Source organism: Proteus mirabilis HI4320, from assembly GCF_000069965.1.
In the GTDB taxonomy this organism is placed as follows: Bacteria; Pseudomonadota; Gammaproteobacteria; order Enterobacterales; family Enterobacteriaceae; genus Proteus; species Proteus mirabilis.
Genome location: NC_010554.1, coordinates 1,663,817 through 1,688,035, shown reverse-complemented (window position 1 = coordinate 1,688,035; position 24,219 = coordinate 1,663,817). Strand labels below are relative to the sequence as shown.

The 24,219-nt window shown below is 38.4% G+C and carries 20 protein-coding genes; 8 read left to right on the top strand and 12 right to left on the bottom strand.

The window, feature by feature from the left end:
- Nucleotides 1-360: 360 nt before the first annotated feature.
- Nucleotides 361-1,827 (top strand): dipeptide/tripeptide permease DtpA, encoded by a 1,467-nt coding sequence (dtpA, locus tag PMI_RS07725; protein ID WP_004243443.1) that lies wholly within the window; start codon nt 361-363, stop codon nt 1,825-1,827.
- Between the two features lie 184 nt (nt 1,828-2,011).
- Complete coding sequence (locus PMI_RS07720; RefSeq protein ID WP_012368039.1) at nt 2,012-2,641, top strand: helix-turn-helix domain-containing protein; 630 nt, start codon at nt 2,012-2,014, stop codon at nt 2,639-2,641.
- Nucleotides 2,642-2,648: 7 nt separating this feature from the next.
- Here the strand turns inward: PMI_RS07720 and PMI_RS07715 are convergent, their stop codons facing one another.
- Both PMI_RS07715 and PMI_RS07710 read right to left on the bottom strand, forming a co-directional pair.
- Nucleotides 2,649-3,329, bottom strand: a complete 681-nt coding sequence (locus PMI_RS07715; RefSeq protein WP_004248293.1) for an RES domain-containing protein — start codon at nt 3,327-3,329, stop codon at nt 2,649-2,651.
- A 214-nt stretch (nt 3,330-3,543) separates the two neighbouring features.
- Nucleotides 3,544-4,917: an MFS transporter gene (locus PMI_RS07710; RefSeq protein ID WP_012368038.1), complete on the bottom strand. Its 1,374-nt coding sequence runs from the start codon at nt 4,915-4,917 to the stop codon at nt 3,544-3,546.
- Between the two features lie 763 nt (nt 4,918-5,680).
- Between PMI_RS07710 and PMI_RS07705 the strand changes: the two genes are divergently transcribed.
- A complete protein-coding gene (locus PMI_RS07705; protein WP_232504911.1) occupies nt 5,681-5,905 on the top strand; it encodes a hypothetical protein in 225 nt (74 codons plus the stop codon).
- A 63-nt stretch (nt 5,906-5,968) separates the two neighbouring features.
- Here PMI_RS07705 and mgtE read toward each other — a convergent pair whose 3' ends face one another.
- From mgtE to purM, 6 genes are all read right to left on the bottom strand, one after another.
- Entirely contained in the window at nt 5,969-7,432 is a 1,464-nt protein-coding gene (gene mgtE, locus PMI_RS07700; protein WP_012368037.1) for a magnesium transporter, read from the bottom strand.
- A 233-nt stretch (nt 7,433-7,665) separates the two neighbouring features.
- Nucleotides 7,666-9,201 (bottom strand): exopolyphosphatase, encoded by a 1,536-nt coding sequence (ppx, locus tag PMI_RS07695; protein WP_004243438.1) that lies wholly within the window; start codon nt 9,199-9,201, stop codon nt 7,666-7,668.
- A gap of 3 nt (nt 9,202-9,204) precedes the next feature.
- Nucleotides 9,205-11,286: a polyphosphate kinase 1 gene (gene ppk1, locus PMI_RS07690; protein ID WP_004243437.1), complete on the bottom strand. Its 2,082-nt coding sequence runs from the start codon at nt 11,284-11,286 to the stop codon at nt 9,205-9,207.
- A 46-nt stretch (nt 11,287-11,332) separates the two neighbouring features.
- Nucleotides 11,333-11,923 (bottom strand): spermidine N1-acetyltransferase, encoded by a 591-nt coding sequence (gene speG, locus PMI_RS07685; RefSeq protein ID WP_004243436.1) that lies wholly within the window; start codon nt 11,921-11,923, stop codon nt 11,333-11,335.
- Nucleotides 11,924-12,032: 109 nt separating this feature from the next.
- Nucleotides 12,033-12,662 (bottom strand): phosphoribosylglycinamide formyltransferase, encoded by a 630-nt coding sequence (gene purN / locus PMI_RS07680; protein ID WP_004243435.1) that lies wholly within the window; start codon nt 12,660-12,662, stop codon nt 12,033-12,035.
- Nucleotides 12,663-12,675: 13 nt separating this feature from the next.
- Nucleotides 12,676-13,716 carry a phosphoribosylformylglycinamidine cyclo-ligase gene (gene purM, locus PMI_RS07675; protein ID WP_004248288.1) on the bottom strand — a complete coding sequence of 347 codons (1,041 nt, stop codon included), beginning with the start codon at nt 13,714-13,716 and terminating at the stop codon, nt 12,676-12,678.
- 231 nt (nt 13,717-13,947) lie between these two features.
- Between purM and upp the strand changes: the two genes are divergently transcribed.
- From upp to hda, 4 genes are all read left to right on the top strand, one after another.
- Nucleotides 13,948-14,574, top strand: a complete 627-nt coding sequence (gene upp, locus PMI_RS07670) for a uracil phosphoribosyltransferase (protein WP_004248287.1) — start codon at nt 13,948-13,950, stop codon at nt 14,572-14,574.
- A gap of 108 nt (nt 14,575-14,682) precedes the next feature.
- Nucleotides 14,683-15,984, top strand: a complete 1,302-nt coding sequence (gene uraA / locus PMI_RS07665) for a uracil permease (protein ID WP_004243429.1) — start codon at nt 14,683-14,685, stop codon at nt 15,982-15,984.
- Nucleotides 15,985-16,280: 296 nt separating this feature from the next.
- A complete protein-coding gene (locus tag PMI_RS07660) occupies nt 16,281-17,486 on the top strand; it encodes a mechanosensitive ion channel family protein (protein ID WP_004243426.1) in 1,206 nt (401 codons plus the stop codon).
- Nucleotides 17,487-17,648: 162 nt separating this feature from the next.
- Nucleotides 17,649-18,356 (top strand): DnaA inactivator Hda, encoded by a 708-nt coding sequence (gene hda / locus PMI_RS07655; RefSeq protein ID WP_036896130.1) that lies wholly within the window; start codon nt 17,649-17,651, stop codon nt 18,354-18,356.
- A gap of 109 nt (nt 18,357-18,465) precedes the next feature.
- Here the strand turns inward: hda and PMI_RS07650 are convergent, their stop codons facing one another.
- The 3 genes from PMI_RS07650 to bepA all read right to left on the bottom strand — a co-directional run bounded on the left by PMI_RS07650 (nt 18,466) and on the right by bepA (nt 22,401).
- Nucleotides 18,466-19,716 carry an MFS transporter gene (locus tag PMI_RS07650; RefSeq protein WP_012368036.1) on the bottom strand — a complete coding sequence of 417 codons (1,251 nt, stop codon included), beginning with the start codon at nt 19,714-19,716 and terminating at the stop codon, nt 18,466-18,468.
- 847 nt (nt 19,717-20,563) lie between these two features.
- Nucleotides 20,564-20,920, bottom strand: a complete 357-nt coding sequence (gene arsC / locus PMI_RS07645; protein WP_012368035.1) for an arsenate reductase (glutaredoxin) — start codon at nt 20,918-20,920, stop codon at nt 20,564-20,566.
- A gap of 8 nt (nt 20,921-20,928) precedes the next feature.
- Entirely contained in the window at nt 20,929-22,401 is a 1,473-nt protein-coding gene (bepA, locus tag PMI_RS07640) for a beta-barrel assembly-enhancing protease (protein ID WP_004248284.1), read from the bottom strand.
- A gap of 154 nt (nt 22,402-22,555) precedes the next feature.
- Between bepA and PMI_RS07635 the strand changes: the two genes are divergently transcribed.
- Entirely contained in the window at nt 22,556-23,644 is a 1,089-nt protein-coding gene (locus tag PMI_RS07635; RefSeq protein ID WP_004243419.1) for an AI-2E family transporter, read from the top strand.
- A 101-nt stretch (nt 23,645-23,745) separates the two neighbouring features.
- Here PMI_RS07635 and bcp read toward each other — a convergent pair whose 3' ends face one another.
- On the bottom strand, nt 23,746-24,216 hold the full coding sequence (bcp, locus tag PMI_RS07630) for a thioredoxin-dependent thiol peroxidase (RefSeq protein ID WP_004243417.1): 471 nt from the start codon (nt 24,214-24,216) through the stop codon (nt 23,746-23,748).
- Nucleotides 24,217-24,219: the final 3 nt, after the last annotated feature.

Below are 24,219 nucleotides of genomic sequence, written 5' to 3'. Positions count from 1 at the left end.
CGATTTCTAGCTAGCTATCTCGGCGCACTTTATTTTTATATAGTGATGATGATGAATAAACCAGCATAAAATAAATGATTAATAATCAGTGAGTTATTTTGTTTGTTGATTTTTTGAACGCATAACTATTTTGTACAAATGGCGTCAACTATGATAAAACGCAATAGTTAGTTATAATTCTTAGATAATTATTCTTTCCGGTGATAGAATGCCAACCTTGTTTTTCTCTGTGTTGAACTCTTTGTTAAGAATAACAATTCAGTATGAATAACACCGCGCTTTAACTCTGTCTTGAATCACAATGTTTTTGGTAAAAGCAGCCCAAAAATAAGGGCATAATAGAATAACTAGAGGTTTTTAGTGTCAACTGCAAACACACCTGAAGATGAACAGAAACCGAGTCTGAATGCGTTTAAACAGCCTCGTGCATTTTATCTCATCTTCTCAATCGAATTATGGGAACGTTTTGGATATTACGGCTTACAAGGGATCATGGCCGTTTATCTGGTTAAAATGCTGGGTATGAGTGAGGCGGAAGCTATCACTGTTTTTGCCGCATTTACCGCATTAGTTTATGGCTTTGTGGCAATTGGTGGCTGGCTTGGCGATAAAATTCTCGGGACAAAAAGGGTTATTGTCCTAGGGGCTATTGTGCTGGCAATTGGTTATGCCATGGTTGCTTTCTCCGATCATGATAAAGATATGATTTACTGGGGATTAGCCACTATTGCGGTGGGTAATGGTTTATTTAAAGCCAATCCTTCCTCTTTATTAGCCACCTGTTATGAGAAAGATGATCCACAATTAGATGGTGCATTTACCATGTACTATATGTCGATTAATGTGGGATCATTTTTATCCATGTTAGCGACACCATGGTTAGCGGCGAATTATGGTTGGGATGTCGCTTTCGCATTAAGTGTGGTGGGGATGTTGATCACACTGGCAAACTTTATGCTATGTCGCGGTTGGATCAAAGATAAAGGCTCTAGGCCTGACTTTGAGCCACTAAACTACCTGAAACTGTTATTAACGCTGGTGGGGATTGTTGCTTTAACGGCAGTATCAACGTGGTTATTACATAATAATGAAGTGGCAACATGGTCTTTAGCGATTATTTCATTAGGTATTATCCTGATTTTTGCCCGTGAAACTTTTATGATGAAAGGGGTTGCACGGCGTAAAATGATCGTCGCTTTCTTACTGATGGTGGAAGCCGTGGTATTTTTTGTTCTTTATGATCAAATGCCAACATCATTAAACTTTTTTGCAATCCATAATGTTGAACACGCTATTTTAGGCTTTAGTGTTGAGCCAGAGCAATTTCAATCACTTAACCCATTTTGGATCATGCTAGCTAGTCCATTATTGGCTGCTATATATAACTTTATGGGTGATAAATTACCCATGCCTTATAAATTCACAGTGGGAATGTTTTTGAGTGCAACTGCATTCTTAGTATTACCATTGGGGGCGAGTATGGCAAATGAAGCTGGCATCGTTTCATCATGGTGGCTTGTTGCCAGTTATGGCTTTCAAAGTATTGGTGAGCTTATGATCTCAGGATTAGGTCTTGCGATGGTGGCCCAACTAGTGCCACAGCGTTTAATGGGCTTTATTATGGGCGCATGGTTCTTAACATCTGCGGCAGCTGCAATTATTGCTGGTAAAGTGGCAAGCTTAATGGCCGTTCCTGAAGACGTACAAAATGCACACGCATCATTAGAAATTTATAGCAGTGTATTTTTACAAATAGGTATCGTAACAGGTGTTATTGCACTGTTAATGCTATTTACTGCCCCTATGCTGAGTAAAATGACACAGTAATATGTGAAATTTATTGTCAGACAATAAAAGGATGCCTTAGGGCATCCTTTTTTATATCTATTTAAAAATAAAGTTAATTTTAACAAAAAATATCTATAGTACTTGATAATGTTGTTTTTTATTTATACTTGTTTTATACACTTTACTCACTATATAATGAATAAAATGTAAAAAAGAGGTGGGTATGAACAGCGTAATACAAAAACGAACATCACAACAATTATCGGTAGAGAGAGTGGCTGTTCTAGAAAGAATGACTGTTCTTACAAAAGAATTGGTTAATGAATTAGCAGAGAAGAAAAGTTTAGCAAGTGCTTTAAAAATGAGTGATAACGAATTGGCTCAGTTAATTTTTGAAACTCAACTGATACGTTCGTCTGCAATTTCACCAAGAGAACAACGTAAAATAGCCCGTTTAAACGAAGGTGCTATTAAGTTTTCTGAACGGCTAAAAGAGCTTGGAGGCACATGTAGAGCTAGCCAAGCTGCAGCTATTTTGGGAGTAAAACGTCAAACGATTAATAATCGGTTAAAGGCTAATAAACTATTAGCGGTTAAAATGGGAGGAGAATATCGATTACCTATTTTTCAATTTGATGGTAATCGATTAGTGGATGGATTAGATGAGATCTTAATTTTATTGGATGGTTTAAGCTCAACAACAAAAGTATCATTTTTAACGAGTATGTATTTTTTTGAGGATGAACAAGATATTAATGTTATTGATGCGCTTAAAAAATATGGACGCATGAGTGAACAAATGCAAGAAATTATTCATCAAGCTAAACTTTTTGGAAAACATATTTCAAACTAATAAAAATCTACTCATTATCGTTGATCTTAAAATGTAATGTTTCAGTAATGATCTCAAGTCCTGTAATGTCTTGATAGGGCCAATTTTGCGGAAAATTTTCTTTTTTACAATCTGTGTATAAATCAAGGGAGCAGTGAGAAATATCAACAAGAGGAGGGATAATATGTTTTCTACACCAAAAGGCTGTACACATTCCATAGTAATGCCTTGAAGAGTAGGTTATACCATCATAATCAAGCCCTGGGGTATTGGCTGCCCAATCAACAATATTCTGAGTAATGTCATAACTTTTCCCCATGACTTGGTCTGCAGTGATATGCAATATGCCCTGTAACTTTGGTATATCAATAAGTTTTGTTTTACGTGTAGTTGCAAGTGTGTATATCTGAGCTTTTTTTAGATCACTAAGACCTAAAATAAAAGCTTTATTATGTTGATAGTGACGTCCTAATGATTCAGCAATAGCTACAACTGCATAATCAGCGGTATAGCATATTCCCGTTATGCCTGTTGGATCATTGTAGCGACCCATTTCTAATGGATCTGTAGGTGCAAAATAGTGCACTCCTGACGTGTAATGTTTCCATTGCCATCTTTTTTGCTGGTTTTCCTCTTGGATTTTATAGGGGATATGACCTTCGGCTTCTAATTGTGCCAATTCTTTATGCAAATTTTTTTTGTTAACCATTTAGCTTTAAGCACTCCCTGCGATATAAAAATATTCTTTAACAGGGTAAAGAGCAAATTGTGTATTATCAATTGATTGATATATAACAAGATTAAATTCAGATAAACTACAGTGATTAGATTAATTATATTGATGCAACAACACCACCTATTAGGGTGGTGTTGTTGTGAATAATAAATTCTAAGGAGAGTAAAATATTTCTTGCTAGCAACGATTAACTAGCGACTTTATCAACTTGCAACGCTATCTCTTTTTCCCGTGAGCTGGCGTTTACCGCGATCCAGCCTTTATAAGCTAAAGGCAAGAATGCGATAACAATGGCTAATGCAGAAACAGCTGCAACATAATAAGCTCCTGCCATTGCCGTTTTTTCCAACCAAGCGCCCGTTAACATTGGCGTTAAGCCACCAAATACGGCATAGGCCATATTATAAGCAAAAGAGAGACCAGAAAAACGAATTGAAGGAGGAAATGCTCTAGTACTCACAATTGGCGTTGTGGCAATTGCACCGACAAAAAAGCCCATCAAACCATAGTTAAATGCTAATTGGATACCAGACATATTGGCATCTAAGCTTCCATAAAAATGGAATGCAGTAACAATTAATCCACCCCATGATAAGGTCATGGATGCACGGGTTCCTAATTTATCCCCCAACCAGCCCCAGAAGATACATCCTAAGGTCAGCGTTAAGGTGGCAACACAGTTAGCTTCTAACGATGTTGTTCTGTCTATTTTGTAGATCCCTTCAACAATGACACTGGGTGTCATCAAAATAGTAACAACAATAGCTGTAGATAAAGACCATGTTAATGCTGCAGTAATTAAACAGGCTTGTTTATGGTTTTTGATAACCGAAACCACCGGCATTTCTTGTGCTAAGGCTTTTTTAGCCGCCATCTCTTTAAAGATAGGTGTTTCTTGTAAAAAACGACGTAAATAAACCGAGATCAAGCCAAATATACCACCTAAAATAAAGGGAATTCGCCATGCAAAATCATTCACTTCTTGAGCGCTATAGCTGCGTTGTACAATAATAGCGACGATAGAGCCTAATAAGATGCCACCAGTAATACCGGATGTTAAGGTACCCACCCCTAAGCCATAACGCTGTTTCGGTGTGTGTTCGGCAATAAATACCCAAGCCCCGGGCATTTCACCACCGATAGCCGCCCCTTGCATAATACGCATCAATAACAGTAATAACGGTGCAGCCACACCGATGCTGGCATAGGTAGGTAATAAGCCAATCACCAAAGTAGGTACAGCCATTAAAAAGATACTTAAGGTAAACATACGTTTACGGCCGATAATATCGCCATAGTGAGCCATAATGATGCCACCTAAAGGACGAGCAAGATAACCGGCAGCAAAAATACCTAATGTCTGCATCTGAGCGATAAAAGCGTTATCACCAGGAAAGAATAAATGGCTCAATGTTTTCGTAAAGAACACGAAGATCACGAAATCATAGAACTCCAATGTTCCTCCTAGTGAGGATAAACCCAACGTTTTATAGTCGTTGCGGTTTAAAGGTCTTGCCGTAGGTTGACTCAACGGCTGAGTGGAGTGTGATTGTGATGTCATAATAACAACCTATATTAATCATCGTGATAAAAAAGAGTAAATAACTAAACCATCAATAAAATTCTTAAAAAAGTTGATCACAAAGGTGGCAATAAATAACGTTAAAAAGTTATTTATCGTCTTTTATACAAGAAAGAATAATATTGTAATGATGTAAATAGTTATATCAGGAAGCTCTTTATGAAGTAAAGAGCATAAAATAAAACAATTTGATAAGTTGTCATTGTGAGCATCTGTAGTTTTTAATGCTAAGTTTTGTTTGTTTTGTGATTTTTAGGGCGGTTTTTGTTTTCTTGTGTAGTTTTTTAATAAAATTAGAGGTTTTGTTCTTACCTTTATTTTCATTTATTAGTTATGGTTAAAAAAACTATTTATTGAATATCATTTCAATTTTTCTAAATTGAATTAAATAATAAAATTAGCGTTATTTTAATTTATTATTTCTTGTTAATTAAATAATAATTAGATTATTAATTAATAAATATTGGTGTTTTGTAGCAATATAACCTGTTATTGGCATTATTTTTAGGGTATTCATCTAAAATAAACTCATTTATTCATTGGTTTTAAATTTCTTAAAATTGAAAATTATTAATATTAAATGTCAATAAAATTGGTTGATTTAAGCATGGTTACGCATTTTTATTTAAAATATAGATTTTAAATAGTTAAATGATAAATAGGGAAAAACAGCAAAAATCATCTCAAAGCGTCATTATCTGGTTATAATTACATCAGATGTCGGTGGATATAGCAGGGGGGAATGATGAATTCAATTTCGATAAGTGCGGTGTTGTTAGCCGCGATTGTGCTATTTGCATCTGTGTTTGTTGTCGCTTTAGCTAGTAGTCTGCTACTAAAAAAAACGCTGTATGGGAGTCTGCAACAAGATAATTTATCAGTCAGTGTTGCGGTAAGAAGAACGTTTATGGTATCGCTTGTTGTCGCATTACTACTGGTCTATTACTTTCTTTCAACAACAGCCTAAAAAATCTATAAAAACAAAAACGCCACTGTGATGTACTCTACAGTGGCGTTTTTATCTGTCTTGTTAAACTAAGAAAATAGTGGCTAGGCCTAAGAAAATAAAGAAGCCACCGGTATCGGTGATCGCGGTGATCATCACACTTGAGCCAATGGCCGGATCTTTACCCAGTTTTATCATGGTCATCGGTATTAATACTCCCATCAAGGCAGCCATTAATAGGTTGAGTACCATGGCCATTGTCATTACGGCGCCCATCGCAACATCACCATAAAGGAAGTAAGTTACAACTCCCATTATTCCCCCCCAAACAATACCGTTGATAAGGGCAACACCTAACTCTCTTAAAATTAAGAACGAGAAACTACCAGTCTGAATTTGATGTAGTGCTAATGCACGCACAATCATAGTAATGGTTTGGTTACCGGTATTTCCCCCAATACCTGCAACAATGGGCATTAAAGTTGCTAAGGCGACTAATTGGGAAATGGTATGCTCAAACACACCGATAACACGAGAAGCGACAAAAGCAGTACATAAGTTGATAGCAAGCCATGTCCAACGTGTTTTAACCGCTTGCCCGACAGGGGCGAATACATCCTCTTCTGGGCTTAACCCCCCCATACGACGAATGTTGGTATCGCTCTCTTCATGCATATTATCGACGATATCTTCAACGGTTAAACGTCCCATTAACAGGCCATTACTATCAACAACTGCAGCCGAAATTAAGTCATAACGTTCGAATGCACCCGCTGCATCTTCGCCTTTCTCTTCGGGCATAAAGCTGACAGTATCGGTTTTCATGACATCAGAGACCCGTTTATCCGGCGACTGGGTTAATACTGTGGTTAAGGGTAATTCACCTAACAGATGATTGGCATTATCAATAACGAAAATTTTATCCGTAGCTTCAGGAATAGAGCCACGTTGGCGTAAATAACGTTGAACCGTTTTTAATGTTACGTTGCCACGCACGGTGACAAACTCAAAATCCATCATCTGTCCAACACTATCCTTCGGATATTGCAGGACTTCTCTGATCCTATTACGCAGACTTGGTTCTAAATAGGTCAAAAGACGACGCATGGTATCACGGGGTAAATGCTCCGCAATATAGGCCTGTTCATCCACATGCAAAGAAGCGACTGAGCGTAATAATTCACGATCCGTCATATCTTTAATTAGGCTGTCCCAAACGGCGACAGAGGCTTCGACTAAAACCGCACCACGCTCATTATTATCAACCAAATGCCATAGGGCTAAACGTTCATCATAGGGAAGGGCTTCAAGAATATCTGCAATATCTGCCGCGTGTAGATCTTGTAGTAATTCTCTAACAGTGGTGATTTTTTCATGAAGTTCATGGTGGCTCAGCCTATCACTTTCACTTGCTTCACCTAACACTGTTTCAACAAAACGGTCATCTTCAAGAAAGATGTTCAGAATTTGCTGACGCAGGTGTGCCACTTTTTGTGAATATGGATTGATGGCAGCCGCAGTATCATTATTGATAGCTGATTGAGACATGTTATTCCTTTTTAATTCTTACGAGGGAGATAACCATTAGTATTCATTATTCCATTTTAGGATGATTATCGGTCTTCTCCATATAAAAAAATAGCGATCTTGAAAATATTACATTGGGTATTTTCATATTATCGTCACAAATCAAACCTTACGTTGTTATGTGATAGTTGTTGTATGATAAATGCAACAAAAGACGCATTATACCGCGTCTTTTTCTGTATAATATCATATTGTTAAGCAGATTCCTCTTTTATATCCAGTTTCCAGCCCGGAACGGCCTGCCAATGCTCCTGTTCTTTTTCTAAATCCAATTCCATCAATGTGTTATCGGCAAGATAATTTTTAGGAAAATAGAGTGTCCAGTGATTATCATCGGTCACTAAACGTAAAGAAACCGGTTTAGTGGTTGATTGACGCTGATTATTAAGTAGTGTTGCTAACCTAAGTATTTGTACTAATGGATAATACTGTTTCTTTTTATATAGATTAAATTTAGGTAACTCATCAAACTTAATTGCTTTGCGATGATAACGAACTAATGTAGTTAATAATTGTTGTTGTTCTTGATTAAAACCGGGTAAATCTGTATTCGAAAGAATATAAGCAGAATGACGATGCAAACCACTTAAATTGATACTTAATCCCACTTCATGCAACATCACCGCCCATACTAAAATCGCTTCTAGATCAGGACGAACCAGTTTAGGATTTTGTTCCGCCCACTGAGCATACAGTGATTGCATTGTGGTGAGGACGCGCTTAGCTTGTTCACGATCGATATTATAGTGTTCAGCAAGGCTTTTGGCGGTACGCTGGCGAATATCTTGATGACGAAAACGGCCTTCCATTTCATACAATACACCTTCACGTAATGCACCATCAGATAAATGGAGTGCCTTTAAGCCTAAAGTGTCGAAAATACCGCATAAAATGGCTAAACCAGGTACAAAACTGTGTTTACGCTCATCGGATAACCCCGGTAGGGTGATATCTTTAAATTTTTTAAACCGTAGTACCTGTTTGGTCAACATTAATAGGCGTTCAGGGGTGATAACACCATCTTTTTCACCAAATTCAACCAAAATTTCATGTGCAGCTTTGATAGTACCCGATGCGCCTAATGCGACATCCCAGCCGGTCATTTTATATTGCCAAGCAATTTTTTCCATTTTACGTGCTGCTTTTTCGCGTGCTTTACGAAAAGCGGATTCGCTAATTTTTTGGTTCGGGAAAAATTGACGGCTAAAGCTGACACACCCCATACGCTGGCTTTCGATCAAGATGGGTTCAAAATTTTCTCCGATCACTAATTCGGTAGAGCCTCCACCAATATCAATCACTAGCTTACGCCCTTTTTCAGATTGCGTATGCTCAACGCCCATAAAGATCAGGCGTGCTTCTTCGTGACCAGAAATAATTTCAATAGGATAGGGCATCACCTCTTTTGCGCGTTGCAAAAAGACTTTGGCATTGCTAGCAACCCGTAACGTATGTGTACCGACCACAGTGACATTTTCTGCTGGAAATCCCTGTAACCTTTCAGCAAAAAGGGAAAGTGCAGAAAGCCCCCGCAACATTGCTTCTTCACTGAGTTTATCATTATCATCAAGACCATCGGCAAGATATACCCGTTGTTTTAAACGACTTAATACCTGTAAGGCACCATTGACAACACGGGCTATGATCATATGAAAACTATTAGAACCAAGGTCTATAGCCGCAATTTCTAAAGGACGTGGTGAAGAAGAGTCATCTTGTAATAAAGGCATTGATTACGCTCGTGATCCTGGTTGTTCTAATGATTTAAGGTATTCATATACAGCAAGTTGGGCGCGGATCTTACGTTTATTTCCTCGAGGAACATAGCTATTTGTTAGATCTTTATCTAAATATCGTGCTTTTACAGTATCATTAAACTGGATCTCAAGAATATCCAAAATACGCTGTTTTAGCTGAGGGTCGAGTAGTGGTACGGCAACTTCAATACGATAATCAAGGTTACGAGTCATCCAGTCTGCGGATGATAGGAAAATTTTCTCATCCCCTTTATTGGTAAAGACATAAACACGATCATGCTCTAAAAAGCGGTCAACAATACTGGTGACCTGAATATTTTCACTAAAATCGGGCTGATTAGGGACTAAAGAGCACATACCGCGTACTAATAGGCGGATTTTAACACCTGCTTGTGAGGCATCATAAAGACGATTAACTAACTCTTCATCGACTAAATTGTTAACTTTTAAGGTAATACCCGCAGGGTGCCCCGCTTGAGCATTGTGAATTTCATTTGTGATCAACTGGTTTAACAAAATACGTGAGTTTTGCGGTGATACCATTAAATGTTCAAAAGTCACCGGACGATAAGGGTTTTCAATAAAATTGAACACTCGACGTACTTCATTATTAATTTCTGTATTCGCGGTTAACAGAGAATAATCGGTATAAAGGCGTGCGGTTTTTTCATTAAAATTCCCAGTACCAATATGCGCATAGCGAATGATTTCGCCTTCTTCTAAACGAGAAATAATAAATAATTTCGCATGAATTTTTAAGCCGGGCGCTGAAAAGATAACGTGGACGCCAGCTTCGGTTAAGCGTTTAGCCCAATGTATATTCGCGGCTTCATCAAAGCGAGCTTGTAATTCAACGACCACAGTGACACGCTTACCATTGTGGGCGGCGTGGATCATCGAATCGATAATCCGAGAGTCTTTTGCTACGCGATAGATATTGATTTTTATTGAAATGACACTGGGATCAAAAGACGCTTGGCGTAATAATTCCAATACATGCTCAAAGGTATGATAAGGATAATAAAGTAACACATCACGTTCACGAATTGCATCAAAGCCATTACGGAAATTATCAAACCAAACATGCCGTAAACGAGGAATAGGTTTATTTAATAGAAACTTACTTCCCTCATTAGGAAAATTAATAAAGTCTTTAAAGTTGTGATAACGCCCACCAGCAATGACCGAGTCATTATTAGATAAACCTAATTTGCTACGCAGTAAAGCAACCATTTCATCGGGCATATCACGTTGATAGACAAAACGAACAGGCTCAGCGGTAAGGCGCTGTTTTAAGGTAGATGACATCATTTCTAATAAGCTGGATTCCATTTCAGTGGCTAAATCATATTCAGCATCACGTGTCATTTTCATGGAATAAGCATTTAAAGAATCATAGTCAAAGAAGCCTTTAAAAATCTCATCAAGACAATAGCGTAAGATATTATCCAGCAAAATCATTGACTTTTTCTTACCTCGGCCTTGTTCTGTAGGCAGAATAACAAAACGAGGGACTTTATCAGAGGGGATCTCTAACAAAGCGTAGTGAATAGTTTGCCCCTGAGCAATTTCAACGGCTAAATATGTGTAGTCATCTTTTAAAAACTCAACCAAATTAGTTTCAGGGTTGATAAGGATCGGCGTGATATGTTTTCTTAAGTTTTGGCGAAAATATTGGCGTAACCAAATTTGTTGATTAGGTGAAATTTGCCGTTCATTGATTAAAAAAATCTGATTACGCGCCATTTCTAAAAGCAAGTCGTTATACAGTGCGTCGAATTCTTGGTCGGCTTTGGCAACTTTAGATTGGATTTTTTTGATTAAATGACGAGCGTGACTAGAGCCAGAGCGTGAGCCGCGCTCCTCATTAATTAAAATACGCCGTTTTACATCCGCAAAGCGAACTTTATAAAACTCATCAAGATTATTTGAATAGATCCCCAAAAACCTGACCCTTTCGATTAGCGGGTTACGTTTATCTGCCGCCTCTTGCAATACTCGCTCGTTAAACGCAAGCCAGCTGATCTCTTTATCAATATAGAGTCGTTCTTGGGACATCTGAACTCCAACATGGGTTAAAGTTAAATCTTATTATCTGAATTAATCAGACATATTGTTTTATCGTTGCACCCGGTTTAACAAAATTTTCCGGTCTTGCTGCTTTGGCTTTTTGTTCAAAATAAGGGGCTTGGAATGTACACATTCTAATCGCAGAACGGTAAGAGCCATTAACAAAAAACTCATCTATTAAATCACCTTCTTTCTTAAAGCCAAGCTTTTCATAAATATGAATCGCTTTAGCATTCTCTTTATCGACGATTAAATAGAGTTTGTATAAATTAAGTACAGAAAAAGCGTAGTCCATCGCTAACTTTGCCGCGCGGGCTGCATAACCATGGCCTTGATGAGCAGGGGCGATAATGATTTGAAACTCAGCACGACGATGAACATAATCAATTTCAACCAGCTCAACTAAACCGACTTTTGTGCCTTCACTTTCAGCAATAAAACGTCGTTCACTTTGGTCGTGAATATGTTTTTCATATAGGTCGCTTAACTCAATAAATGCTTCATAAGGCTCTTCAAACCAGTAGCGCATAACGCTAGCATTATTATCAAGTTTATGGACAAAAGGAAGGTCTTCTCTTTCGAGAGGACGTAATTTTATAGGTGGAACTTTCTTACCACCGGACATAAGCACCTCGGTGAAAATGCATTGAATAAAAAGAGAAAAGGGTGACACAATAAAAGTCACCGCGGGCTACAGTGTAGCACAAAGTGACTTTTTATCTTAAGTGAAACCGTTAATCAAGATTGTCAAACAGAACATTACCATCAAGTAGCGCCCGATTATCTATCATTTTTAATCTCTCTTCTGCTAACCAACTAATTGCGAGAGGATAAATGCGATACTCTTGTGTTTGTATTTTTGCTTGCAAACTTTGTTCGGTATCATCAGGAGAGACGGGAATACGCGCTTGAATGATCATCGGGCCACCGTCTAATTCTTCCGTGACAAAGTGTACGGTAGTACCATGAAAAGTATCTTTATTCTCAATAACTTGTTTATGTGTATGCAGACCGGGATATTTGGGAAGTAAAGAGGGATGAATATTTAATAGCTTATGCTGATAATGGTTGACAAATAACGGCGATAAAATACGCATAAAGCCAGCAAGAACCACAATATCAGGCTGATAGCCATCAATTTGAGTGATTAACGCTTTATCATAAGCTTCTCTATCAGGATAATCAGCCGGATCGATAAAGTAAGCAGGGATATCCGCTTGTCTCGCTCGTTCAAGCCCATAAGCTTGTGCTTTATTGCTGAAAACAGCCACAACTTGGCCTGCGATTTTATGCGCCCTACAGGCGTCAATAATCGCCTGTAGGTTGCTACCATTTCCTGAGATCAGAACCACAATATTTTTCATGGGGGTACTTTTACTAATTGATAATCACTTGTGCATCACCCGCTGCTTGCGGGGCAATATCACCAATTAACCATGCCTTTTCACCACAGGCATTAAGATGTGATAGCGTTTTTTCAACATCAGCTTGGCTCACGGCGATTAATAAGCCGACACCACAGTTAAAGGTACGATACATTTCATGAGTGCTGACATTACCTGCCTGTTGTAGCCAGTTAAAGACCTCAGGCCATTGCCAACTTTGGCTATTAATACGAGCTTGCGTATTTTCAGGTAGCACGCGCGGAATATTTTCCCAAAATCCACCGCCAGTAATATGTGCCACTGCGTGAATATCAACGTTTTCAATTAATGACAGGAGTGATTTTACATAAATACGGGTTGGCGCTAAGAGTTTATCAGCCAGTGATGTATCACCTAATGGGGTAGTTTCAGCACAGGCACCACTGACTTCAAGAATTTTTCTGATCAGTGAATAGCCATTAGAATGAGGGCCACTTGAAGCGAGAGCAATTAATGCATCACCCGCTTTAACTTTGCTACCATCGATAATCTGTGATTTTTCAACGACACCAACACAAAAACCGGCGATATCATAATCGTTACCATGATACATGCCGGGCATTTCCGCTGTTTCGCCACCCACTAAGGCACAGCCGGATTGCTTACAACCTTCAGCGATACCCGTTACAACCCGTGCGGCAGTATCGACATCTAACTTGCCTGTGGCATAGTAGTCAAGAAAGAAGAGAGGCTCAGCACCTTGAACGATTAAATCGTTAACACACATTGCGACTAAATCGATACCAATATCATCGTGGCGATTTAAGTCCATCGCAAGGCGAAGTTTAGTACCGACACCGTCAGTGCCTGACACTAAAATAGGTTCGCGGTATTTAGTGGGAATAGCGCATAATGCACCAAAACCACCTAAACCCCCCATAACTTCAGGACGGCGAGTTTCTTTTACTACACTTTTAATACGATCGACTAAAGCATTACCTGCATCAATATCGACACCGGCATCTTTATAGCTGAGAGAGGATTTGTTAGTCACGTCTAGCCCTCACGGCAAGTTGCTGTTAAGAAAAAATGTGTGCGGTGGCTATTCTAACAGGCAAAGCAAACGTTTGCGAGGATCTTCTTTTTAGATCACAATTATTCATGTTAGTGTGGTTAAAAGCTGTGCGATTGATCAATATCAATAGAAAAACGATGGAAAGTCACTAAAAAAGCGGTATAATCTCGCGATTTTTTTGTCTGGCTGCGTCGTACATTAGGAGAAATTATGAAGATCGTTGAGGTAAAACACCCACTCATTCAACATAAATTGGGGCTGATGCGAGATCATGATATAAGCACTAAACGCTTTCGTGAATTGGCTTCAGAAGTTTCCAGTCTACTGACGTATGAAGCTACCGCCGATTTAGAAACAGAGACGGTAACAATTGAAGGTTGGTGTGGCCCGGTTGAGATAGAACAGATTAAAGGAAAAAAAATTACTGTTGTACCTATCCTCCGTGCCGGTCTTGGGATGATGGATGGAGTATTAGAAAATATTCCTAGTGCCCGGATCAGTGTAGTTGGTGTTTACCGCGATGAAGAAACCTTAAAGCCCGTCCCTTACTTCCAGAAACTAGCCTCTCATATTGAAGAACGTATGGCACTTGTTGTTGACCCAATGTTAGCAACTGGTGGCTCTATGATTGCCACAATTGATTTATTAAAAAATTCAGGCTGTACTTCAATTAAAGTTTTAGTGTTAGTGGCTGCGCCTGAGGGGATCAAAGCATTAGAAGAAGCTCATCCTGATGTTGAGTTATATACTGCATCGATTGATAAGCATCTTAATGAGCATGGGTACATTGTCCCAGGCCTTGGTGATGCGGGTGATAAGATATTTGGTACAAAATAATGATTAAGCCGACTTTGATAGTCGGCTTTTTTTTGGATCACTTATTGGTTTGTTTTATCGCTGAAATTTAAATTCCATTTATATCTATTTTAAAGAGAGGTCGTAAGCATGACTCGTCGTGCAATCGGGGTAGAAGAGCGCCCACCATTATTACAAACAATCCCATTGAGTTTTCAACATCTGTTTGCCATGTTTGGTGCTACTGTACTTGTGCCGATTTTGTTTAAGGTTAATCCGGCCACCATATTATTGTTTAACGGTATCGGTACTCTGCTTTATCTCTTTATCTGTAAAGGTCGTATTCCTGCTTATTTAGGTTCAAGTTTCGCCTTTATCTCTCCGGTGTTATTGCTACTTCCTTTAGGCTATGAATTAGCATTGGGCGGGTTTATTGTCTGTGGGGTGCTATTTTGCCTTGTTGCTGGCATTGTGAAAATCGCCGGACGAGGATGGATTAATGTGATGTTTCCTCCTGCGGCAATGGGCGCAATCGTTGCCGTAATAGGTCTTGAGTTGGCCGGAACCGCCGCTAATATGGCTGGATTATTACCTAGCGCAGATAATCCCGTTGATAGCCAAACATTGATAATCTCTATGGTGACACTGGGTGTGACTATTTTAGGCTCAGTGATGTTTAGGGGATTTTTGGCTATTATTCCTATTCTTATTGGCGTGTTAGCCGGTTACGCACTCTCTTTCTTTATGGGCGTGGTTGATGTGACACCGATTAAAGAAGCCAATTGGTTTGCTCTGCCTACCTTTTATTCGCCGCGTTTTGAGTGGAGTGCTATTTTTATTATCTTGCCGGCGGCATTAGTGGTTATTGCCGAACACGTAGGGCACCTTGTGGTAACCGCGAATATTGTTCAACGTGATCTCATGAAAAACCCAGGCTTACATCGCTCTATGTTTGCAAATGGTTTTTCAACCATTATCTCCGGATTTTTTGGCTCTACACCTAACACGACTTACGGTGAAAATATCGGTGTTATGGCTATTACTAAAGTGTATAGCACTTGGGTCATTGGTGGTGCAGCAATTATCGCTATCTTACTTTCTTGTGTTGGTAAATTGGCAGCCGCGATTGCAGCGGTTCCCGTACCGGTAATGGGCGGTGTCTCTTTATTACTGTATGGTGTAATAGGGGCGTCCGGTATTCGCGTATTATTAGATTCGAAAGTTGATTATAACAAACCACAAAACTTGATATTAACAGCGATCATTTTAATTGTCGGTGTAAGTGGTGCATCAATTCAAATTGGCGCAGCTGAACTAAAAGGCATGGCCTTAGCAACGATAGTCGGTATTGTTTTAAGTTTAGTGTTTAAGCTGGTGAGTATTATTCGCCCAGAAACTGAGTTAGTGGATGATACTCTGGAGTCAATTAACGAACATACAAACACCAAGTAATCATTGATGAGCTTTTTTCGCTAATATTTCGTCATTGAACTAAAAAGCAGTCATAGACTGCTTTTTTTATTGGTTATTTTTTTATTCTTATAAGATAAACAAGAACTCTTTTGTTATAAAAAGCGTTTAAAACTTAGAAAAAGAAAATAAACTTAATAATAATATTTATTTAACGCAAATAAATGAGACAATGAGATTGTTAGTGGTTTAGTGATAGCGATACTTTTTAGCTATTATTGAGCTAAAAGTTGTTTTAAGGTTGTAACAAAGCTTTTAAAAGGGTGACGACGCTAGTTATGGAAAAACTTGTTGATATATACGACTTTATCGTATCTAAGCAGATTTTCACCACGCTGTTTTTAGTGATCACGTTGCTGGTGGTGTGGTTTCTGGCAAAGATGATCTTTCGTCGTATAGCCAAGCGTCTATTGTTTTTATTCACCGAACTCTCAGATGAAGAGACGATAGAAGATATTGCGAAAAAAAGTGCCTCTATTGTTGCAGTCACTCTGGTTCTCTATATAAACCAGTTATTGCCTTCTTTTTCAGCACAGATGAATATTATCTTTGAAACGGTTTGTCGTGCTTTTATCGTCATCAATATTGCTTCTCTTCTTAATAACGCGTTAGATATTTTCAATATCAGGCATGCTAAAAAATCGTGGCACCGTAACAATTCGATTAAAGGTTATATTGAAATTGCTAAGATAGTGGTGTGGATCATCGCCTTTATTCTTATTATCGCGCTATTTACTGAACAATCCCCACTGATTATTATTTCCAGCTTTGGTGCGATCGCTGCGGTATTGATGTTTGTTTTCCAACATACCCTTATCTCATTCGTCGCTAATATTCTGATCTCAAATGGTAAAGTGTTAAAACTATATGATTGGATTGAATTACCCAGCAGTAATATTAGTGGTGAAGTGATTGATATCGCACTGCACACAATTACAGTACGTAATTGGGATAACACGATTTCTCGTATACCCACAAAGGACTTTTTAACCGAAAAATACACTAACTGGCAACCGATGTTCTCTTCAGGAGGCCGTCGTATCAAGCGTAGTTTCTATATTGATCAATCCTCTATTTCATTTGCTACAGAACAGTTAGTGCAGGAGCTAAAAAATACTGCGCCACTTAAAAAAAGCATTGAAGCGATGTTAGAAGGTAAAGAAGAAGAGATAGGTGATATTAATACTTGGTTAGAAACCAACGGAGTGACCAATCTACAACTTTTTAGAAAGTATATGTTAAATTGGATCAAAATGCGTGGTGATGTTAGGCCGGATATGTATTTGGTGATAAGAACAATGCCCCCCACACCAATGGGACTACCCGTTGAATTATATTGTTTTACTCGTGCTACCACATGGGTGGAATATGAAGAGACACAATCAGAAATTTTTGAGTATATAAATGCTTGTGCTAAGTATTTTAAATTAGATATTTACCAGCAACCCTCAGGTCACGATCTCTCTAAGATAACGTTTAAATAGTGAAATAGAATGGCTAAACTGATCTTATATTGATGTCAAAATAAACAGTTTCGCTATTTATTGCTGTCATCTTAAGCAGCTCGTCTTGCTTTTTTAATATTGATTCTGTCATTGATAGAATTTGTGTTAGAATCACGACGTTTATTAAACTATTCAGGTGAGGTGCTTCTGAATACGCCATCACAGCTATCATTACCACTATCTCTGCCCGATGATGAGACATTCGATAGCTTTTACGCAGGGGAAAATGCATCACTCGTTGCAGCGATCCAAACTGCTATTCACCAATCACATGGCAGTTATATCTATTTCTGGTCTCGTGATGGGGGCGGAAAAAGCCACTTGTTGCATGCAGCTTGTGCAGAGCTTTCTTTAGCCGGAGATGCAGTTGGTTATGTTCCTCTTGATAAACGGGCTTATTTCGTACCAGATGTGCTTGAAGGTATGGAGCATCTTTCATTAGTTTGTATCGATAACGTTCAATGTATTGCGGGTGATGAAGAGTGGGAACTTGCTCTGTTTAATCTGTATAATCGCGTATTAGAACTTGGTCGCACCTGTCTATTAATCACAGGGGATAGACCTCCCCGTCAAATTGATTTACAACTTCCTGATCTCGCTTCTCGCCTAGATTGGGGGCAAATTTATCGCTTACAACCGCTAAGCGATGAAGAAAAAATTCAAGCACTACAATTAAGAGCGAAACTACGTGGATTTGAATTACCCGAAGATGTGGGTCGTTTTGTATTAAAGCGCTTAGATAGAAAAATGCGCACATTATTTGAAATGCTAGATGAACTCGATCACGCCTCTATTGTGGCTCAACGTAAGCTGACCATTCCTTTCGTAAAAGATATTCTTAAGCTTTAATCGCAATCTATTTAAAACAACGCATTATGCAATAGATAACCAGTAATAAAAAACCGCTTATCTCGAAAGATAAGCGGTGAGTGCAACAAATAAAGAATGGGGGAAATAATTAATGTGCTTCTACAACTTTTGTTTTCTTCTGCGGAACCACTAAGTAAATCAGATAAAGTGCGGTGATAGCCACAGTGTAACCCGTAAAGATCAACCAGAATGACTGCCAATCAATAACACCATCTGTGGTATACAAATCAATAACCCAGCCACTTAGCATCGCACCTAAATAAGTACCAAAACCATTCACTAAGGTCATAAACATACCTTGTGCGGTAGAGCGATATTGTAATGGGATCTCTTTTTCTAGGAATAGCGAGCCGGAGATATTAAAGAAATCGAAAGCACAACCATAGACAATCATGGATAACAACAGAACGATTTGGCCTAATGATGAATAGTCACCGTAAGCGAAGAAACCAAAACGTAAGATCCATGCAATCATACTAAATAATACGATAGTTTCTATTCTCACTCGTTTTAATAACAGGGGTAAAAATAGAATAAAGACCACTTCAGAAATTTGAGAAATGGATAAGAAAACAGAAGGATAATGAGCCAAGAAAGAGTCATCAGCATTAGGTGCTTTGGCCATATCTTGTAAGAATGGAACCCCAAATGTATTGGTAATTTGCAATACTGAACCTAACAATGTGGCAAAGAAAAGGAAAATAACCACATTTTTCTTTTTAAACACTTGTAAGGTATTCGATAAGCTAAAAGCGGCCACTTCTTCTTTTGCTTCTGTTTTATCTGTCGCTTTTGTCGCCGGTAAAAACATCGCAAATACCGCTAAGATAATAGAGGCTATTGCAGCAACAAACAGTTGATCGTAGCTATTACCGAAACCTAAGAAGCTAATAACCCACATTGCAGCAATAAAACCCACGGTGCCATAAACACGGATTTTGGGGAAATAGTCATTTGGCTCTAGGTGTTTTTGCTCTAGTAACTCAAAAATAATACTGTTTGCCATAGAAATGCTTGGCATAAAGAACAATAAATGCAGAAGTGTCGCAAAGAAGAGGGTAGTCACTGTGGTCATTTGAGACATCAGTACTAAAGCAAACGCGGATAAAATATGCAGGGTAATAAAGACCAGCTTACGGTTATTTATCTTGTCCGCAATAAATCCCATGATCACCGGTGCGATCAGTGATGCTAATCCTAAAGCACTAAAAATTAGCCCAACGTCAGTACCTTTAAAATGTAATTTATCAAATAGATATGAAGCAAACGTAACAAGCCAAGAGCCCCAAATAAAAAATTGGAGGAATGAAACAAGTTTGAGTCTATGTACGATGTTCATTAAATTTCCTATTAGCCTGGCAATCATCTGGTATTTTGATGATTGATTAGTTTTAGTCGCCCATATGTTGGCTATATTTTCAGTTAGTTTGCCGATATCTATACACTTTTAAAAAAAACATAACGCACTATCTCTAGTGAGATAGCGAGTAGGCATGTGTAAAAGAAGTGGCGAATTAACGTATTTTGCTATGTTGCAGTATTGTTTAAATTGTATCTCTAATATTAATTTCTGAATTGGATGATAACGAAAATAAAAATGGTTCGAAGTGTATCGCAAATCAAATCTGCCATCATATTTTCTGAAGACCATAATAAGTAGGAATTCACTCGTGTAAAGAGACTTTTGTCACAATACAAATGAAACGTTTCATAAATTTTTTCTGTTGGCTGTTATTTGTAACAGGATAATGTGATCGTGATAGATATTTTTGATCTTGGTAAAATATTCACTATAAAAAAAATGAAATTAAGATGAAATATTTTGAAAGCAAGCAATAAACTACCTTATTCTACTAATGGAAATAACTATCGTGTTTCCTTAGTGCTTGTAATATAAAATTAACATTAGTGACCTTTAGAATATACAGATGGCGGTAACACCGTTGTGATGTGGTAATAAAGCAGTAGAGAATTGTGTTATTGATATGAAGAGGAGTGAAGTAAGTTAATAGGTATAACGTGTTGGTTTTCTGTCATTTTGAGCGCACTGCAGATAATGAGTTATTAGGGCGCATCACCGATCTTTGAAAACAGCCGTAAGGTTTCTCGTCTCAATGCTCTGAAATCACTCAGATTACGTTTTAGTGATGCGCCATACCGTCAATGTCGGCAATTGCCAATTTAGCCTACTTAAAAAGGGCGGTAACTTGCTCAGGTGGACGACCTAAACGCGCTTTATTGCCAACGACCACAATAGGACGTTCAATTAATTTAGGATGATTATGCATGGCCTGAATTAATGCTTCTTGTGAGCTCTCATCAGCAAGCTTTAGGGTTTTATAAATTTCTTCTTTGGTGCGCATTAATTTTCTTGCATCGTCAAAATCTAGCGCTTTGAGTAATGCTTTTAACTCATCAACAGAAGGCGGCGTATCTAAATAATGAATAACGTCAGGGGTGATATGCATATCTTCTAATAAATGTAAGGTTTCACGGCTTTTAGAACAGCGCGGATTATGATAAATCGTTACTTTGTTGGTCATATTATCCCTTATTTAAATTGACTGTCTTTATGTTGAAGTTTACGCAATTGATCAATACGTGCATCAAAACGAGCTTGCTCATTACTGCCTAATTTTACTTGACGACTCGCATCACCAAGATAACGAATGGCAGTTTCAAAATCTCCTCGTAATGCCAAATCTTCAGCGTAAGCTGCAAGCTCTTGGGCTCGATTACCTTGTTTTGCCGCATTTTCCGCCACCAATTGCCAACCAATAGGATCGTCAGGATTGTCAAAGGTATAGCGATATAATAATCGATTAGCTTCGTTATATTGCTTATTTTGCATATAAGCATTAGCTAAATTAACCGTCAGTACTTTGTTATTAGGTGATTGCTTAAGCGCTTGTTGTAAACGTGTTATCGCTTCTGCAGCACGGTTTTGCTCTACGTCAATATCGGTAATGGCATCAATAAGCCAGATATTATTTGGCTCTTTTGCCAGCATAGGGGCGAGTATTTTTCTCGCGTCATTAAATTTACGATCACGAGAATAGAGTAAGGCTTGTGCATAATTGGCGGCTGATTTTTCTAATTCCGTTCCTTGCCTAAACTGATCCAGCGTGGTTTGCAAGGCGTTACTTGATGCGGGGTTTTTCTCTAGCATGGTCAATACCCGCATTTTAGCATAGAGAAAATTAGCCGATTGTGGCACTTTGCGCGGAGCATATTGCGCTGCTCGGCTACGTGCATCAGATAAACGGCTGTCAGGTAAGGGGTGCGTTAATAGCATTTCAGGCGGCTTAGAACTATAGCGCACTTGGTCTGCTAAGATCTGCATAAAATTAGGCATACCTTGTGGATCAAACCCTGCACGATAAAGAGTTTGTATTCCTATCCGATCAGCTTCTTGTTCGTTCATTTGCGTGAAGGTGATCATGTTTTGTTGCATCCCCGCCATACTTCCCGTAAAGGTGGCTAAACCAGCATTGGGGTTAGCCATAAATATTAAAATAGAGCCTAATATTCCAGCCATAGCCAGTGGCGTGGTTTTAGACTGATCTTCTAACATTCTTGCAAGATGACGCTGGGTAACGTGAGAAATTTCGTGGGCGATAACAGAAGCTAATTCACTTTCATTGCGACTGTATCTAAATAGTGCTGAGTGCAATACGATATTGCCACCAAAATAAGCAAAGGCATTAATATTGGGGTTATTCACTAAATAAAAGTGAAAGGGGGTTTTTACCGAACTGGCATTAGAGACTAATCTTTGACCTAAGTTATTGATGTAATTAGAAAGTAGAGGGTCAAAAACTAATGGTGCACTATTTCTTAATTGGCGAGTATAGTAATCACCCATAGCGATTTCTTGATTGATACTCAATGTTGAGCCTGCTGTCGTTCCCATATCGGGCAGGGTATCTTCAATATCAATCGCAGCGTGAGCAGGCAACACTGATGTTGATAGCAAAGTAGAAACAAGAAGCGCGACCAGTGGTTTTTTAAGTCTGAGTTTCATACAACAACATCCTGATAGCTATCTTAACGAAAAATTTATAATTAATGATGTATCATAGCAAAAGCTAACGTAAAATCCGTCAAAAGATTATTGATTATGTAAATCAATACATATAGATATATTTGACTTATTATTATAAAGGACCTCTATTTTCATGCTGGACTTGCTTGTTCAATGGTATAAACGTCGATTTGCTGATCCCCAAGTTATCGCGCTGGTGGTGATCTTAATTGCCGGTTTTTCAATTATCTACTTTTTCAGTGGCATACTTGCACCATTATTAGTCGCCATTGTATTAGCTTATTTGCTGGAATGGCCAACACACTTACTTGAGAAGTTAGGATGTGCACGAATTTGGGCCGTATCAATCGTTCTGACACTATTTATAGGTATTAGTGCCATTGTTATTTTGATTTTAGCGCCAACGGTATGGCAACAAGCCATGACGCTAATTTCAGATATCCCTAATATGATCAATAAATTCAATGCATTTGCTCGAGAATTACCTGAACGATTCCCCGCATTAATGGATGTTGGCATCGTGGATATGATGGCGGAAAACTTGCGCAGTAAATTTTCAACGGTGGCAGAGTCAGTGTTAAAAGTCTCTTTAGCCTCTTTAATCGGTGTTATCACGCTCTCTATTTATCTGATCCTTGTGCCATTAATGACGTTCTTTTTATTAAAAGATAAGCAACAAATGCTCAATGCTGTCCGTCGGGTATTACCCAAAAATAGAATTCTTGCAGCACAAGTGTGGATTGAGGTTAATCAGCAAATCACCAACTATATTCGTGGTAAGGTTACCGAAATGGTGATTGTTGGTGTATTTACCTATTTTGTCTTTGCTTTTTTTGATTTGCGTTATTCAGTCTTATTAGCGGTTTTAGTTGGCGTTTCGGTTTTAGTGCCTTATGTGGGGGCGGTACTCGCGACTATTCCAGTCATTGTAATTGCACTTTCTCAATGGGGATTAGGCTCTGATTTTTGGGCGCTATTTATCGCTTACTTAGTGGTTCAAGGTTTAGATAGCAACTTATTAGTACCGATATTATTCTCTGAAGCTGTCAATATGCACCCCTTAGTCATTATCTTATCCGTGATTATATTTGGTGGTATGTGGGGCTTTTGGGGGGTGTTTTTCGCCATTCCTTTAGCGACGTTAATCAAAGCAGTATTACATGCGCTGCCTGATGAAATTGCCAATGAGCCACCTTTAGAAACATTAGAAAAGAAAAAGTAATATAGACGCGATTTATCATCAACTTATTGATAATAAAAAAACAGACAGCGATAGTTAATGGCTGTCTGTTTTATTTATCAGCACTAAGCTGTGATCATAAACTATGGGTGTGCAGCTAAATAATCGATAACCACTTGGTGGTGATTGCTGGTTTTAAAATTATCAAACACATGTTCAATCACACCGTTTTTATCAATTAGGAACGTCGTACGATGAATACCATCGTAAGTTTTCCCCATAAATTGTTTTTCACCCCAAATGCCAAATTGCTCTGCAACTTTATGATCTTCATCAGAAAGTAAGGTGAAGTTTAACATCTCTTTTTCGGCAAAACGGGAAAGTTTTTCTGACTTATCAGTACTAATTCCCAATACCTCGACGTTGGCTTTTTTTAGTGTATCCATCTCATCACGTAAGCCACAAGCTTGCGTTGTACAGCCTGGTGTCATCGCTTTTGGATAAAAATAAACGAGCACACGTTGGCCAGCAAAATCAGACAGATTAATGATTTCTCCATCTTGATCAGGCAGACTGAATTGAGGTGCCTTATCACCGGCTTTTAATGGGTTCATTAC

What these genes read in the sequence shown, in the direction of transcription:
- PMI_RS07720 (WP_012368039.1), top strand. Translation starts at nt 2,012, where the DNA reads ATGAACAGCGTAATACAAAAACGAACATCACAACAATTATCGGTAGAG.
- PMI_RS07715 (WP_004248293.1), bottom strand. Translation starts at nt 3,329, where the DNA reads ATGGTTAACAAAAAAAATTTGCATAAAGAATTGGCACAATTAGAAGCC.
- PMI_RS07710 (WP_012368038.1), bottom strand. Translation starts at nt 4,917, where the DNA reads ATGACATCACAATCACACTCCACTCAGCCGTTGAGTCAACCTACGGCA.
- PMI_RS07705 (WP_232504911.1), top strand. Translation starts at nt 5,681, where the DNA reads ATGATGAATTCAATTTCGATAAGTGCGGTGTTGTTAGCCGCGATTGTG.
- mgtE (WP_012368037.1), bottom strand. Translation starts at nt 7,432, where the DNA reads ATGTCTCAATCAGCTATCAATAATGATACTGCGGCTGCCATCAATCCA.
- ppx (WP_004243438.1), bottom strand. Translation starts at nt 9,201, where the DNA reads ATGCCTTTATTACAAGATGACTCTTCTTCACCACGTCCTTTAGAAATT.
- ppk1 (WP_004243437.1), bottom strand. Translation starts at nt 11,286, where the DNA reads ATGTCCCAAGAACGACTCTATATTGATAAAGAGATCAGCTGGCTTGCG.
- speG (WP_004243436.1), bottom strand. Translation starts at nt 11,923, where the DNA reads ATGTCCGGTGGTAAGAAAGTTCCACCTATAAAATTACGTCCTCTCGAA.
- purN (WP_004243435.1), bottom strand. Translation starts at nt 12,662, where the DNA reads ATGAAAAATATTGTGGTTCTGATCTCAGGAAATGGTAGCAACCTACAG.
- upp (WP_004248287.1), top strand. Translation starts at nt 13,948, where the DNA reads ATGAAGATCGTTGAGGTAAAACACCCACTCATTCAACATAAATTGGGG.
- uraA (WP_004243429.1), top strand. Translation starts at nt 14,683, where the DNA reads ATGACTCGTCGTGCAATCGGGGTAGAAGAGCGCCCACCATTATTACAA.
- PMI_RS07660 (WP_004243426.1), top strand. Translation starts at nt 16,281, where the DNA reads ATGGAAAAACTTGTTGATATATACGACTTTATCGTATCTAAGCAGATT.
- PMI_RS07650 (WP_012368036.1), bottom strand. Translation starts at nt 19,716, where the DNA reads ATGAACATCGTACATAGACTCAAACTTGTTTCATTCCTCCAATTTTTT.
- arsC (WP_012368035.1), bottom strand. Translation starts at nt 20,920, where the DNA reads ATGACCAACAAAGTAACGATTTATCATAATCCGCGCTGTTCTAAAAGC.
- bepA (WP_004248284.1), bottom strand. Translation starts at nt 22,401, where the DNA reads ATGAAACTCAGACTTAAAAAACCACTGGTCGCGCTTCTTGTTTCTACT.
- PMI_RS07635 (WP_004243419.1), top strand. Translation starts at nt 22,556, where the DNA reads ATGCTGGACTTGCTTGTTCAATGGTATAAACGTCGATTTGCTGATCCC.
- bcp (WP_004243417.1), bottom strand. Translation starts at nt 24,216, where the DNA reads ATGAACCCATTAAAAGCCGGTGATAAGGCACCTCAATTCAGTCTGCCT.